Raw genomic sequence first — 12868 nt, forward strand, 5'->3', positions numbered from 1 at the left:
GCGCCGCTCCGGCGGCCGGCGCTCCGGCAGCCGGCCGGGTGCGGGCGCCGCGGCGCTGCCCGCCGGGCTGCTGGTGATGTCGGTCTACAACGGCTACTTCGGCGCCGGGTCCGGCGTCATGATCCTCGCCCTGCTGCTGATCACCGCCGAGCCGCGGCTGCCCACCGCCAACGCCCTGAAGAACATGCTGATCGGCGCGTCCGCGCTCGTCTCGGCCGTCGCGTTCACCGTCTTCGGCGCCGTGGAGTGGGCGGCCGTCGTGCCGCTGGGGGCGGGCATGTTCGCCGGCGCCACCCTCGGCCCGCGTGTCGCCCGGCGCCTGCCGGCCGCTGTGCTGCGCCGGCTGGCGGCCCTGGTCGGGCTCGTCCTGGCGGTCCGGCTGTGGATCGAGGCGAACGGCTGAGCGTTGCCTGGCCGCCCGCACGCGTGGCGTGGGGCCGGGGTGGCAGGATCATCAGGAGGGGGGTGTCATGGGGGCGGATCCTGGCAGGCGGCGCTCGCGGGCCGGCCGCGTGCGGCGGCTCGGCGGCGTGCTGCTGTGCGGGGCGCTGCTGTGCGGGGCGCTGCTGGCGGCGGGGTGTTCGGGCGGCGGTGACGGTCCGTCCGCGTCGCCCTCCCCCTCGCGCACCTCCCCCACCCCGTCGTCCTCGCCGTCGTTGTCGGCCGCCGCCTCCCCCGCGGTGCGTGCGACGGCCGGCGGCGGGTGCGCGGGCGGCGGGCCCGCGCTGCGTCAGGGCCGCAACACCATCGACTTCGGCGGGCTGCGGCGCGTCTACCTGCTGGCGCTGCCGCGCGGGCGCGGCCCCCACCCCGTCCTTTTCGACCTGCACGGCCTGGGCTCCGACGCCGCCCGGCAGGCCGCCTACAGCCGCCTGCCCAGCGAGGGGGCCAAGCGCGGCTACCTCGTCATCACCCCGCAGACCGCCGAGGGGCGGGTCGGCTGGACCCTGCCGCACGCCTACGGACCCGACGACACCGGCTTCCTGACGGCGCTGCTGGAGCGGGTGGAGCAGGGGGCGTGCGTGGACCGGCGCCGGGTGTTCGCGGCCGGGATGTCGTTCGGCGCCGGCATGTCCGCCGCGCTGGCCTGCGCCATGGACGGCCGGCTGGCCGGGGTCGCGGCGGTGGCCGGGCTGAGCATCGTGCCGCCGTGCGAGCGTCCCGCGCCCCTGACCGTGCTGGCCTTCCACGGCACCGCCGACCAGATCGTCCCCTACGAGGGCGGCCACCCGTTCCAGAACTCCTCCGAGCGGCGCGGCCTGGCGCGGCTGGTGGTGCTGCCCCCGGTGCAGGACAGCGCGAAGGGATGGGCGCGGGCGCTGGGCTGCACCGGCGACGGCGTCTCCGCGCCGGCGCCGCAGGTGCGGCTGCGCCGCTGGACGGGCTGCCACGACGGCGCGTCCGTACGGCTGTACACGCTGCGTGGCGCCGGTCACACCTGGCCGGGGCCGATCGCGGTGCGGCGGCTCGGCTCGACCAGCCGGGAGCTGGACGCCACCAAGGTCATCCTGGACGTCTTCGACGCCGCTCCACCGCGTTGACCCCGCCCCGCCCCCGGCAGGGCCGCGCCGGGCCGCGCCGGGGGGAGCTGACCGGGCCCGAGCTGATCCCCTTCTGAGCGGCGGACCGGCCGGTAGGGTGGGCGGTCATGGACGACACGCTCGGCTCTTCGGCCCATCCCCCGGCGGACGACCACACCGGCTCCGGACAGGAGGCGGCCGGCTCGGCGGTCGGACCGTCGGCTGGGCGGGCGTTGCTGCGCCGCCTCGCCGAGGACCAGTCCCGCGGCCGGGTGCCGTCGATCGTGGCGGCCATCGTGCGTGACGGGCGGACGGCCTGGTTCGGGGCGCGCGGCCGCATCCACCACGAGAGCGACGGCGGGGGCGAGGGTTCGCCGCCCACCGACGCGACCCAGTACCGGCTGGGGTCGATCACCAAGTCGCTGGTGGCCGTGGCCGTCATGCGGCTGCGCGACGAGGGCCGCCTGGACCTGCTCGACCCCGTCGGCAAGCACGTGCCCGAGGCGCCGATCGGCGAGGTGACGATCGCGCAGCTGCTGTCGCACACCGGCGGGCTGAGCGCCGAGCCGCCCACCGCCTGGTGGGAGCGCACCCCCGGCCTGCAGCCGCAGGCGCTGCTGGGCCGGCTGTCCGCCGGCGACCTCAAGCACCGGCCCGGCCGCCGCTACCACTACAGCAACGTCGGCTACGCGCTGCTGGGCGAGCTGGTCGCCCGGCTGCGCGGCGTCCCGTGGCTGCGAGCCGTGCAGGAGGAGATCCTGACGCCGCTGGGCATGGACGCCACCACCGCCCGGCCGAGGCCGCCGCACGCCACCGGCTACGCCGTCCACCCGTACGCCGACGTGCTGCTGCGTGAGCCTGAGCACGACGCCGGGGCGATGGGGCCGGCCGGGCAGCTGTGGTCGTCGGCCGCCGACCTGGCCAGATGGGCGGCGTTCGTGGCCGGCGACACCGGCGGCGTGCTGGCGCCCGGCACGCTGGCGGAGATGCGCGAGCCGGCCACCGTCGACGACGGCGACGCCTGGAGCAGCGGTTACGGCCTGGGCCTGCAGCTGACCCGGCACGCCGGGCGGCGCCTGGCCGGGCACACCGGGTCGATGCCCGGGTTCCTGGCCACGGTGTGGGCCGACCCGGCCGAGCAGGTCGGCGTGCTGTACCTGGCCAACGTCACCTCGGGCGTGAGCCGGTCACTGCCGCTGGACCTGCTCGACATCCTGGCCGAGCACGAGCCGCGACTGCCGCGGGAATGGCGTGCCTGCCCCGCCGAGCCGGAGCTGCTGGCGCTGACCGGGGTGTGGCACTGGGGGCCGTCCCCGTACGTGCTGCGGCTGCTGCCGGGACGGATGCTGTCGCTGGCGCCGATGAACGGGCCCGGCAGGGCCTCACGGTTCGCGCCGCGCGAGGACGGCACATGGGTGGGGCTGGAGGGCTACTACGCGGGTGAGACGCTGCGGGCCGCGCCCGACCACCTCGACATCAACACCTTCGTCTTCACCCGCCTGCCCTACGACCCGCACGCGCCCGTGCCGGGCGGCGTGGACGGCTGGCACACCTCCGGCTGACCTGCCGTCCCGGGACCTCAATCGTCCCGAAACCCTCGATGGTCCCGGAAGCCTTCAGGGGAGCCAAGGGAGCCTCAAGGGGACAGGGCCGCCGCCAGGCGGGCCGCCGGGCCCGGCGGCAGGGCCGGATGCAGCAGCTCCACCCGGTGCACCAGCCTGGGGGCCGCCAGCGGCACGCCCGGCCCCGCCGAGGCCGGCAACAGCGTCAGACCGTGCCCGGCGGCCACCAGGTTGCGCACCGTCTGCACGTCGTCGCCCCGGTAGTCCAGCCCGGCCCGGAAACCGTCGCCCACCAGATCCCGCAGCCGACGCAGCGGGCACAACGGCGTGGCCAGCCAGCGGGCGTCGATCAGGTCCGCCAGCCGCAGCCCCGCCCGGCCCGCCAGCGGATGACCGGGCGGCAGCGCCACCACCAGCTCCTCTTCCGACACCCCGACCGTGGTCAAGGGGCCCGCCTCCGGCAGGCGCAGCGGGTCGTTGGGGGCGGTGATGCCGTCGGTGAGTCCCAGATCCGCCTCGCCCGCCGCGACCTGCGCCGCCACCTCCTCGCGGCCCACCGTGCGCAGCCGCACCCGCAGGCGCGGCTGCTCGGCGCGGGCCCGCGCCAGCCGCGCGGCCAGCACCGGGTTGAGGGCCAGCGGCGCCACGGCCACGGTGAGCCGGTGGGCGGGCAGCGCGGCGGTGCGCAGCACGTCGGCACGGGCCGCGCGCAGGCGCAGCAGCAGCGGGCCGGCGTGCTCCAGCAGCCGCGCGCCCGCCTCGGTCGGCTCGACCGGGCGGCGCCGCAACAACGGCAGCCCCAGATCCGCCTCCAGCGCGGCGATCTGCTGGGAGACGGCGGACTGGGTGTAGCCGAGGCGCTCGGCGGCGGCCGAGAACGAGCCGGCCTCGGCCACGGCCACGAACGTGCGCAACAGATGAGGGTCCATCAGTGATGCTTATAGCAGGTGCAGACATCATCGTTGGCGCTGGAGCAGGTTGGCGGGCCACGATGAGGGCATGAGAATCGCCCTGGTCGGTGATCGCTCCCCCGGTGTCCGCGCCCACACCCGCATCCCGCTGCTGCTGGAGGCGCTGCGCGAACGCGACGGCATCGCGCTCGACGCCTACTGGATCCCCACGCCCGACGCCCGTGACCTGGAGGCCTTCGACGGCATCTGGGTCGTGCCCGGCAGCCCGTACCTCAGTGAGGAGGGAGCCGTCGGCGCGGCGCGCACCGCCCGCGAGCACGGCATCCCCTTCCTGGGGACGTGCGGCGGGTTCCAGCACATGCTGCTGGAATACGCGCGCGACGTGTGCGGGCTGCGGGTGGCCCACGCCGAGAACACCCCCGCCGCCGACGAGGAGGACCTGCTGCTCATGCCGCTGCGGTGCTCGCTGGCCGGGCACGAGGGCGTGGTGCGGCTGGCGCCGGGCTCGCTGATCGAGCAGATCATGGGCGCGTCCACGACCGTCGAGGCCTACAGCTGCTCCTACGGGCTCAGCGAGCGCTACGAGCGCATCCTGAGCGAGCACGGGCTGGTCTTCTCCGGCCACGCCGCCGACGACGACCAGGGCGCGGACGAGCGGAACGGGATGGTGCGGGTCGCCGAGCTGCCCGGGCATCCGTTCTTCCTGGCCACGCTGTTCCAGCCGGAGCTGGCCGGCGACGGGCGGCGCCCGCACCCGGTGATCTCCGCGTTCGCGGCGGCCGTCGCGGCCCGCTCCGCCTCCCTGGCCGCCCCGCGGCGGTAGCCCGTGGCGGCACGGATCAGGGGCCGTGCGGGTCAGGGGCGGGTCAGGGGCGGGTCAGGGGCGGGTCAGGGGCCGAGGTCGTAGTCCTGCTTGAGCCACTCGATGATCGTGCCCGCCTTGGTGGAGGGGTCGTCGAAGCCGCGTTCCTTCGCCAGGGCGATGAACTGACGCGGGGTCACCCGGTCTTGTCCTCGATGGTGTCCAGATAGGCCTGGAACGACGTGTTCTCTCCGTTTCGGCCCAGTGTCCCATCGGCGTTCGCCGGAGGAGCGGACGGGTGCCCTGGCCCGCGTGCCTCACGCCGGTCGCGCCTCACGCCGGGGTCAGGCGTACGCCGCCGAGGACGAGGGCGAGCAGCCGGTCGGCCTGAACGGCGCCGTCGGGTTCGTCCTCGACGGTCAGACAGATGGCGTTGACCAGCCTGAGCAGCTCGGTGATGGAGACGTCGGCGCGGACGGCGCCGGCTTGGCGGGCGCGGGTCAGCAACTCCTGACCGGCGTCCACGATCATGGTGTGGCAGGTGGCGCCGAGGACGGGATCGCCGTCCTGGGCCCCGTCCTGGGCGCCGTGCAGCAGTGAGGCGGCCAGGCCGCGGTTGGTGACGACGTGCGTGGCGACGGCGTGCAGCCAGGTGACCAGGGCCTGTCCCGGGTCGGGGCCGCCGGCCAGGTCACGGGCGGCGGCGCACAGGGTGTCGACCTTGTCGCGGAAGAGTGCCTCCAGCAACCGCTGCCGGGAGGGGAAGTGCCGGTGCAGGGTCGCCGAGCCGACGCCGGCGCGGCGCGCGATCTCCTCCAGGGACGCCTCGGCGCCGCGCTCGGCGACGGCCGAGGCGGCCGCGGCCAGGATGCGGTCGTGGTTGCGGCGGGCGTCGGCGCGCCTGCGCCGGGCGGGCGGCGCCGGCCTGCGGCCGTCGTCAGGCATGGTGGCGGGCATGTCGTCTCCGGCGCGCTAACGTAAACGGGGTGACCCTCCGCATCGTATCCGATCGCCGCGCACCGTCGAGCAGGCGCCGCTCGGCCGGCACGCGGCGACCGACGCGGCAACCTCCGCGGTGATCGACGCGGTGCTCGACGCGGTGATCGATCTCTCCAACCCGGCGCAGCTCGACGTGCCCGCGCGCATCTGGAAACAGCAGGGCTGACCCGAGAGCACGCCTCAAGCCCCTGGAAGCTCAATCACCCTGAGGAGTGGAAGCGACCGGTTTCGTGCGCCGCCGCAGCCGGCCCCCCGCCACTCCACGGCTCGGGGGGTGAGGAAACGCGGGTTCAGGCGTCGGCGGCGCCTTCGGTCGCTCTGGCGGTCGCGGCGGCGTACTCGTCGGCGGTCATGCCGAGGCGAGGGTCGTGCTGGTGGAGGTCGTGCTGGTCGTCGGCCCACCGCTGGTACTCCCGGCGGACGGTGGTCTCGTCGGAGTCGACGACGCGGGCGATCTCGGCCCAGGTGACGCCCGCCAGCAGCGCGTGGTGCACGTTGGCGGGATGGCGTACGGTGCGCGCGATGCTCTCGGCCAGCGCCAGCAGCTCGAGGTGCTCGGCCACGGTGAGCGCGGGCCGGTCCTCGGCGCCATGCCGGGCGGGGTCATAGCTACCCCGGGCCTCCAGCTCCGCGCGGGCGCGAGCCGACGCGTGCTTGGCGGCCAGCGTGTCGTAGCGCTCCAGCTGCCGGCTGAGCGGCATGTCGTAGCGAGCGTCGCGCCAGGTCGGGTGATGCTCAGGGGTGGTCATGACGGCTTCTCCAGGACGGGGACGGCTCACCACTCTAACGATCACCGAGGGTGCCGGGCGGAGGGACGCAAGCAGGGGCCCGACGGGCAGGAGCGGCGCCGGTGGCAGGCGCCGCGCGCGGCATCGGACGGCCTGTCAGGCGGGACGGCGGCGGCGGATCTTGATGTCGCGCATGTCGGTCACGGCCGTGCGCAGCACCCGGTAGGCGTGGCCGTGCGCGTCCAGCGCCGCCAGCGCCCCGCGCGTCGCCTCCGCCTCGCCGTCGCCCTCTCCAGCGGGAACCTGGCAGCGGAAGGTGAACGCCGACAGGCTCTCGTCGAAGGTGAACGAGCCCACCTCGGTGAACGCGGCCCCGCCCACCGCCCGCACCGCGGCCTGGCCCGCCTCGTCCAGCCCGTCGAACACACCGGAGATCGTCACCCTGAACATGCTTCGTCCTCTCCTGCGGCATCGCCGCGTCGTGCAGCATCACCGTGTCGTACGGCATAGCCGAGCATCCGCTCGCCCAGCATTTCTTCGGCCGCGTCGAGCAGTCGCAGCACGGCCCGCGCGATGTCGTCGGGATCCTCTCCCGCGGCGGTACGCCCGCCGATCTCGGCGAACACCTGCGCGTGCAGGCAGCCCACCTGCCAGGCCACCACGCGCGGCAGCGGATCGTCCGGCGCGGCCCCCGTCTCCTCCGCCAGGCACGCCGCCAGCTCGTCGGTCATCTGGCGGCCCAGATCCTCCAGGCGCGCCGTCAGGGTGGGCGCGGCCCGCATCATCTCCAGCACGCGGCCGAAGCCCGCCGTCAGCCCCAGCCGCCGCTCACGCCGGCGCACCTCCTCACGCAGGTGCTCCAGCACGGCCCGTACGGCCGGCTGACCCGGCGGGCGGGCTCGCACCATGTCGGCCAGCCGCTGCGGCGAGGCCTCCTCCGGCGGCAGGACCAGGTCCTCCTTGGCGCCGAAGTAGTTGTAGACGGTGTTGACCGACACCTCGGCCGCCTCCGCCACCTCGGCCATCGTCACCTGGTCGAACCCGCGCTCCACGAACAGAGCGGTGGCCACCTCGGAGATGCGCTGCCGCGTCTGCCGCTTCTTGCGTTCCCGCAGACCCTCTGCCATGCCCAGAGAGCGTAACGGACCCCAAGCATCAATTCCAAACCAATTTTGGAGTGTGTTGCAGTTTTGTCGGCTAGTAGTAGCCGGTGCTGCCGTCCAGCAGCTCCCGGATCACGTCGAGATGCCCGGCGTGGCGGCCCGTCTCCTCCACCATGTGGATCAGCATCCAGCGCAAGGTCGCCGCCGCCGACCGGAAGTCGGGATGCCGGCCCACCTCCTCCAGGCCGTGCGCGGCGACGATCTCGTTGGAGACGGCGCACTGGTGCGCGTACTCCTCCAGCAGCCGCTCCAGCGGAACGCCCTCCACCCGCATGTCGGCGTCCTCGACCGTCTCGTCGAACGGCGGCCCCTGCGCGGCCTTGCCCAGGAACAGCACCTCGAACCAGGTGTACTCCACCCAGCGCAGGTGCGACACGACGCCGGCCATGGTCATCAGCGGCGAGCCCGGCAGCACCGGCCGGTGGGCGTCCTGTTCCGACAGGCCCTCGCACTTCCAGTGGACGATCGCGCGCTGCATGTCGAGCCAGCCCACGAGCTGGGTCCGCTCATCGGCGACGAAGGGCGGGCGCAGGCGTTCTGGGGAATTCATGGACGGGAGGCTAGTTGGGCCGCCCTGGCTCGCGCACCGCGTTTTCCGCCCGGTGGCCGGGCTCGGGCTGCTCCTCGGCGACGGCCTCGCGGATCCAGGCGGCCAGCGCCCGGCCCAGCAGCGAGCGGTGCCCCGCCGCCCCGGCCACCTCCTCACCGGCCAGCGCCAGCGTCACGGTCCGCGTCACCTGCGCGGCCACCACGCACGTCGTGGTGGCCACGCCGAGCACCACCCACAGGCTGTAGCCCTGCGGCAGCAGCACCACCACGAACGTCACGTACGTGACCAGCACGCCGACGAACACCACCGCCCACAGCGCGGCCTGCTCCCCCGGCGACCGTTCCTCGCGCCGCCGTCCCCCGGCCGGGACGCCTCCCCGGCCCCGGCGCGCGGCGAACCTGCCGCGGCCCTGTCGCGCGGTCGGCTCCTGCGCGGATGATCGCTGTACGGATGGTCCCTGTGCGGGCACGGTGGATGTGGCCATAAAGCTGCCCTCCCGGCGTTCAGCTTTTCCCTCGACCGAGTCTGGCATCCCTTCCTGTCACCCGCCACGAACCCGGATCGGCCCTTATTCCGGAAATACCGGCGACGGACGGCGACAACGCGCGACCGGCCGTGAATTCCTCTCCCATTCCCGGACGATTGACGGGGGATCATGCGGACGCTTTTCGCAGGGAAACGGCCATCCTTCGGCGTCATGTCGCCATCCATGCAGCCGACCTGGAGATTTGCTGGACATCGCGGCATTTATTCCGGTGATCAACCGGGGTGAACGCCGCGAAGCGGAGCATGACCGGACGCCGCCCACCCGAATCCCGGAACGCAGACGGGGCCGGGCCGGGCGCGACAACGCCATATACGGGCGGAGTGGGCGGCGGGGCATTCACCGGACGCGTTCACGAGAATTCCTCACCGGCGATTCCCGGCGAATGACCGCGTCATTCTCGTCGCGTCGTCCGGCGTGTCGCGCCGGCCTTCCGAAGCCATTCTTCACTCTGTGTAGTCGTGCAATGACGAATTGTGATCACTTTGTCGTTCCGAGGTCGACATAGGTGTGGCAGGACTGCCACAGGAAACCGTCCCAGCTCATGTTCTCGTCGCACCACCGCCGCGCCTCCTGCTCCTCGGCGCCGTCCAGCCGTACGGGCAAGCCCGGAGTGGAGGGGCGCCCGGTCGCCGCTCCGGGGGTGCGCCGGCGGCCGGTGCCGCCACGGGCGTGGAGGTCGCGGTCCCCGGCGGCCCCGCCCGTCCGGCGTGGCCGGGGGGCCGGCGACGGCTGCCGCCGCGGAGAGGGCGTCACCACACGTCCGGCCGGGGAGGTCCGCTCCCGGGAGGGGGCGCGCCGATCCGCGCGATCCTCGCCCCGGCCGGCGGGCCGGTCGTTGCCGAGAACCCGGGCGAGGTCCTCATCGAGACGCCGGTCATCGCGCGCCCGGCCGGAACTCCGGTCGCCGGGGGGACGGTCATGGGCGGAGCGGTGCGCGCGCTGATGCCGCCTGGCCCCCCGGCGGCCCATGGGCGTGCGCGGCCCGGCCGAGGTCCCCTTCCGGCCGGTCGGCGCGGCCTCCCGCCCTGCCGGCGAGCCCGCCGAAGGAGCATGCGCCGAAGACGTCGGTGGTACGGCGGGCGTCGCGGGCGCGGCCGTGCCGCCGGACCCCTTCGCCTGCGCGGCGGCACTGGAGCCCCGCGCCTGCGCCTGCGGCGTGCCCGCCCCGGGAGGGCACAGCCCCAGCCATGCCCCCAGCGCCACGGAGACGACCGTGACCGCCAGCGCCGCGACCGTCACCCGGTCCACGCCGCCCGGCGGCTCCGGCTCGTACACCGGGAAAGGCGGTACCGGCGTCGCCCGCCGGAACGCCGACGGAGGTCTGTCAGTGTCCTGCTCGTGATTCACCGGGTCGGCCACGTAAGGATCATATGAGTGACGTTGTGGCTACGGTCCGTAGCTTTGCGTGGCCTTTGACCCGCGCGTCGCGCCTCCGGCCGGCCGCGGCCGGCGCCGTCACGGGCCTGGAGGGCGCGATGGCGACGGCGTCGGTGAGCTCCGGGAACGCCCACGGGCAGCCGGTTTGCGCGTGTCGAGGCGAGCTGTTAGCGTCGCCGCGGCGCGAGGAACGCGTGATCACCGGAGTGAGGGAGGTTGATGAATATGGCCGTCGCAGGCCCTCGTCAGCATGCCTTCATCCCGGCCCCGCGCGTCTAGAGCGCGGGCCGGTCGTCACCAACGACCAGGAGTGTCACATGTCTTCCTTCACCTCCGACAACGCGCCCGCGAACACCCTCGGCGACCCTTCCGGGGCCGTCGCCGACCTGACCACCGACCGCCTGATCCTGCGGGCGTGGACTCCCGCCGAGGCCGACGCCGTCCGGCAGGGCGTCCGGCTCGACCACTGGGCCGGGGACTTCCCCGCCGAGGGTGACCAGGTGATCGCCGGTCTGTTCGACGCCAACCCGGCGTGGCTCGGCGCCCACGGTCACCGTCAGATCGTCGAGCGCGACAGCGGCCTGGTCGTCGGCTCGCTCGGCCTGTTCTGGCCGCCGGCCGACGGCCTCGTCGAGATCGGGTACGGGATCGTGGAGTCGCGGCGCGGGCGGGGCTACGCGCCCGAGGCCGTGCGGGCCCTGACCGCGTTCGCCTTCACCGCGCCGGGCGTCCACACCGTCCACGCCCACGTGGAGCCGTCCAACCCGCCCTCGATCCGGGTGCTGGAGAAGGCGGGCTACCAGCAGTGGGAGGGCCCGTCCGAGCGCAACGCCGAGGACGGCGAAGTGCTGAGCTACCGCGCCGTGCCGCCGGCCGGCAGCTGATCGACCGGTCGGCGCCGGCCGTCAGGGACGCGCATGCCCCTGACGGCCGGCGCCGCCGCCCACAAGCCACCCGCCCACAAGTCACCGGCGCGTCCAGCCGCCGTCCACGAACCGCCCGTAAGCCGTTGAGGTCCGGTCAGCCGCTCCAGCCGCGTGCCCGCAGGAACGCGGCGCACCGGCGGGTCCAGTCGCCGGTCACCGGGTCGTCCTCGGCCAGTCCCAGGCCGTGCTTGCCGTGCGGGTACACGTGCGCCTCGACCGGCACGCGGTGGCGGGCCAGCGCGCCGGCCAGGAGCAGGGTGTTGTCCAGCGGCACCGAGGCGTCGTCGGCGGTGTGCCACAGGAACATCGGCGGGCTGTGCGGCCCCACCCGCCGCTCGATCGACAGAATCTCGAGGTCCGCGCCGGTGCCGCCGGGGCCGAGCAGGCTCGCGGCCGACCCGGCGTGGGCGGCGGGCCCGGTCAGGGTGACGACCGGGTAGCACAGCACCGCCAGGCCGGGACGGGCGTCCTGCGCGTCCACCTCGTCGTGCGGGCCCTCCGCGAGCATCGGGCCCGTCTCGGTGGCCAGCAGCCCCGCCAGGTGCCCGCCGGCCGAGAAGCCCAGCACGCCGACCCTCCCCGGGTCCACCCCGTGGCCGGCCGCGTGGGCGCGCACCCAGCGCACCGCCCGGGCGGCGTCCAGCAGCGGCAGCGGATGACGGTGCGGCGCGACCCGGTAGGCGAGCACGAACGCGGCCACCCCCAGCGTGTTCAGCCACCGCGCCACCGGCGCGCCCTCGTGCCCGGCCAGGTGCTCGTACCCGCCGCCCGGCAGCACCACGACGGCCGGCGCCGGCCGCGCGGAGCTCACCGGGAACGCGGTGATCCGCTCGATGGGTTCGCCCGGCCACAGCTGGTGCTCACTCACGATGCCGCCCTTCCCTCCAGGAGTTCGCGGGCCACCGTACCGGGTCCGGGGAAGGCGGCCGCCCGAGGGCGGGGTCAGCCGAGGGAGGGGACGGCCGTCCAGCTCGCCAGCACGGCGAGCTTCTCGGCGGCCTCCGATCCCGGCGCGGCGGTGTAGACGACCAGCAACAGGTCCGGGTCGCCGGGCAGCGCCAGCGTCTCGTACCCCAGGTCGAGCCGGCCCACCACCGGATGCAGCATCCGCTTGACCCCGTACGTCTTCTCCTTGACCTGGTGGTCGGCCCACAGGCGGCGGAACTCCTCGCTGCGCAGCGACAGCTCGCCGACCAGCTCGGCCAGCCGCCTGTCGCGCGGCCGGCGCCCGGCCTCCAGCCGCAGGTACGCCACGGTCTCGGCGGCCACCGCCGGCCAGTCGACGTAGAACTCGCGCGCCGCCGGGTCGAGGAACGCATCACGCGCCTGGTTGCGCGTGCGCTCCCCACGGCCGGAGAAGCCGAGCACCGCGTCGCCCATCGGGTTCCACGCCAGCACGTCCATGCACCGGCCCAGCAGGAACGCCGGCCCGCTCACCGAGTCCACCACGAGCCGCGCCCCGGGCCGCACCCGCTGCCGGGCGCCACGGGGACGGTCCTCCTGCTTCTGCGGCCGGGCCAGGTCGCGCAGGTGCGCCTGCTCCACCTCGTCCAGCCGCAGCACCCGGGCGACGGCGTCGAGCACCGCGTCCGACACGCTCTGGCCCCGGCCCTGCTCCAGGCGGATGTAGTAGTCGACGCTCACTCCCGCGAGCTGCGCGACCTCCTCGCGGCGCAGCCCCGGCACCCGGCGGCGCCCGAAGGCCTGCAGTCCCAGCTCCTCCGGCTGGATGCGCGCCCGTCGCGAACGGAGGAAATCGCCCAGATCAGTACTCATGCCGCCC

15 protein-coding genes and 1 pseudogene are annotated in these 12868 nt (G+C 74.7%); 5 read left to right on the forward strand and 11 right to left on the reverse strand.

What is annotated here, in order from left to right; translation table 11 throughout:
* From AB0H64_RS42770 to AB0H64_RS42780, 3 genes are all read left to right on the forward strand, one after another.
* A partial coding sequence (locus AB0H64_RS42770; RefSeq protein WP_357637089.1) for a sulfite exporter TauE/SafE family protein occupies positions 1–403 on the forward strand: 403 nt, incomplete at its 5' end.
* A gap of 67 nt (positions 404–470) precedes the next feature.
* Entirely contained in the window at positions 471–1541 is a 1071-nt protein-coding gene (locus tag AB0H64_RS42775) for a PHB depolymerase family esterase (protein WP_357637090.1), read from the forward strand.
* A gap of 107 nt (positions 1542–1648) precedes the next feature.
* Entirely contained in the window at positions 1649–3082 is a 1434-nt protein-coding gene (locus AB0H64_RS42780) for a serine hydrolase domain-containing protein (RefSeq protein WP_357637092.1), read from the forward strand.
* A 74-nt stretch (positions 3083–3156) separates the two neighbouring features.
* Here the strand turns inward: AB0H64_RS42780 and AB0H64_RS42785 are convergent, their stop codons facing one another.
* On the reverse strand, positions 3157–4011 hold the full coding sequence (locus tag AB0H64_RS42785; protein ID WP_357637094.1) for a LysR family transcriptional regulator: 855 nt from the start codon (positions 4009–4011) through the stop codon (positions 3157–3159).
* A gap of 70 nt (positions 4012–4081) precedes the next feature.
* On the opposite strand from AB0H64_RS42785, the gene AB0H64_RS42790 reads away from it, so the two are divergent.
* Positions 4082–4816, forward strand: coding sequence for a hypothetical protein (locus tag AB0H64_RS42790; protein ID WP_357637095.1), 735 nt, complete (start codon positions 4082–4084; stop codon positions 4814–4816).
* 71 nt (positions 4817–4887) lie between these two features.
* Here the strand turns inward: AB0H64_RS42790 and AB0H64_RS42795 are convergent.
* The 8 genes and pseudogenes from AB0H64_RS42795 to AB0H64_RS42830 all read right to left on the reverse strand — a co-directional run.
* Positions 4888–5060 (reverse strand): annotated as a pseudogene (locus AB0H64_RS42795) (DUF4287 domain-containing protein); the annotation flags it as partial.
* A gap of 68 nt (positions 5061–5128) precedes the next feature.
* Complete coding sequence (locus AB0H64_RS42800) at positions 5129–5752, reverse strand: TetR/AcrR family transcriptional regulator (RefSeq protein WP_357637098.1); 624 nt, start codon at positions 5750–5752, stop codon at positions 5129–5131.
* A 332-nt stretch (positions 5753–6084) separates the two neighbouring features.
* On the reverse strand, positions 6085–6543 hold the full coding sequence (locus AB0H64_RS42805) for a hypothetical protein (RefSeq protein ID WP_357637101.1): 459 nt from the start codon (positions 6541–6543) through the stop codon (positions 6085–6087).
* Positions 6544–6678: 135 nt separating this feature from the next.
* Positions 6679–6972: a DUF6204 family protein gene (locus AB0H64_RS42810; protein ID WP_357637103.1), complete on the reverse strand. Its 294-nt coding sequence runs from the start codon at positions 6970–6972 to the stop codon at positions 6679–6681.
* Positions 6960–7649, reverse strand: a complete 690-nt coding sequence (locus tag AB0H64_RS42815) for a helix-turn-helix domain-containing protein (protein ID WP_357637106.1) — start codon at positions 7647–7649, stop codon at positions 6960–6962. The genes AB0H64_RS42810 and AB0H64_RS42815 overlap by 13 nt, the downstream gene beginning before the upstream one ends.
* A 70-nt stretch (positions 7650–7719) precedes the next feature.
* The gene (locus tag AB0H64_RS42820) at positions 7720–8235 is read right to left on the reverse strand and encodes a DinB family protein (protein WP_357637108.1); all 516 of its coding nucleotides are present in this window, start codon (positions 8233–8235) and stop codon (positions 7720–7722) included.
* A gap of 10 nt (positions 8236–8245) precedes the next feature.
* Complete coding sequence (locus tag AB0H64_RS42825; protein WP_357637111.1) at positions 8246–8719, reverse strand: hypothetical protein; 474 nt, start codon at positions 8717–8719, stop codon at positions 8246–8248.
* Between the two features lie 540 nt (positions 8720–9259).
* Positions 9260–10057, reverse strand: coding sequence for a hypothetical protein (locus AB0H64_RS42830; RefSeq protein WP_357637114.1), 798 nt, complete (start codon positions 10055–10057; stop codon positions 9260–9262).
* A 419-nt stretch (positions 10058–10476) separates the two neighbouring features.
* Between AB0H64_RS42830 and AB0H64_RS42835 the strand changes: the two genes are divergently transcribed.
* Positions 10477–11043 carry a GNAT family N-acetyltransferase gene (locus AB0H64_RS42835; RefSeq protein WP_357637116.1) on the forward strand — a complete coding sequence of 189 codons (567 nt, stop codon included), beginning with the start codon at positions 10477–10479 and terminating at the stop codon, positions 11041–11043.
* Positions 11044–11179: 136 nt separating this feature from the next.
* Here AB0H64_RS42835 and AB0H64_RS42840 read toward each other — a convergent pair whose 3' ends face one another.
* Positions 11180–11953, reverse strand: coding sequence for an alpha/beta hydrolase (locus AB0H64_RS42840; protein WP_357637118.1), 774 nt, complete (start codon positions 11951–11953; stop codon positions 11180–11182).
* A 74-nt stretch (positions 11954–12027) separates the two neighbouring features.
* A complete protein-coding gene (locus AB0H64_RS42845) occupies positions 12028–12861 on the reverse strand; it encodes a helix-turn-helix transcriptional regulator (protein ID WP_357637121.1) in 834 nt (277 codons plus the stop codon).
* Between the last annotated feature and the right edge of the window lie 7 nt (positions 12862–12868).

The sequence above is a fragment of the Nonomuraea sp. NPDC050733 genome (assembly GCF_040654215.1).
Taxonomy (GTDB): Bacteria; Actinomycetota; Actinomycetes; order Streptosporangiales; family Streptosporangiaceae; genus Nonomuraea.

Coding starts and splice junctions, on each gene's coding strand:
- AB0H64_RS42790 (WP_357637095.1), top strand. CDS start 4,082: ATGAGAATCGCCCTGGTCGGTGATCGCTCCCCCGGTGTCCGCGCCCAC.
- AB0H64_RS42815 (WP_357637106.1), bottom strand. CDS start 7,649: ATGGCAGAGGGTCTGCGGGAACGCAAGAAGCGGCAGACGCGGCAGCGC.
- AB0H64_RS42805 (WP_357637101.1), bottom strand. CDS start 6,543: ATGACCACCCCTGAGCATCACCCGACCTGGCGCGACGCTCGCTACGAC.
- AB0H64_RS42835 (WP_357637116.1), top strand. CDS start 10,477: ATGTCTTCCTTCACCTCCGACAACGCGCCCGCGAACACCCTCGGCGAC.
- AB0H64_RS42825 (WP_357637111.1), bottom strand. CDS start 8,719: ATGGCCACATCCACCGTGCCCGCACAGGGACCATCCGTACAGCGATCA.
- AB0H64_RS42800 (WP_357637098.1), bottom strand. CDS start 5,752: ATGCCCGCCACCATGCCTGACGACGGCCGCAGGCCGGCGCCGCCCGCC.
- AB0H64_RS42775 (WP_357637090.1), top strand. CDS start 471: ATGGGGGCGGATCCTGGCAGGCGGCGCTCGCGGGCCGGCCGCGTGCGG.
- AB0H64_RS42785 (WP_357637094.1), bottom strand. CDS start 4,011: ATGGACCCTCATCTGTTGCGCACGTTCGTGGCCGTGGCCGAGGCCGGC.
- AB0H64_RS42810 (WP_357637103.1), bottom strand. CDS start 6,972: ATGTTCAGGGTGACGATCTCCGGTGTGTTCGACGGGCTGGACGAGGCG.
- AB0H64_RS42845 (WP_357637121.1), bottom strand. CDS start 12,861: ATGAGTACTGATCTGGGCGATTTCCTCCGTTCGCGACGGGCGCGCATC.
- AB0H64_RS42820 (WP_357637108.1), bottom strand. CDS start 8,235: ATGAATTCCCCAGAACGCCTGCGCCCGCCCTTCGTCGCCGATGAGCGG.
- AB0H64_RS42780 (WP_357637092.1), top strand. CDS start 1,649: ATGGACGACACGCTCGGCTCTTCGGCCCATCCCCCGGCGGACGACCAC.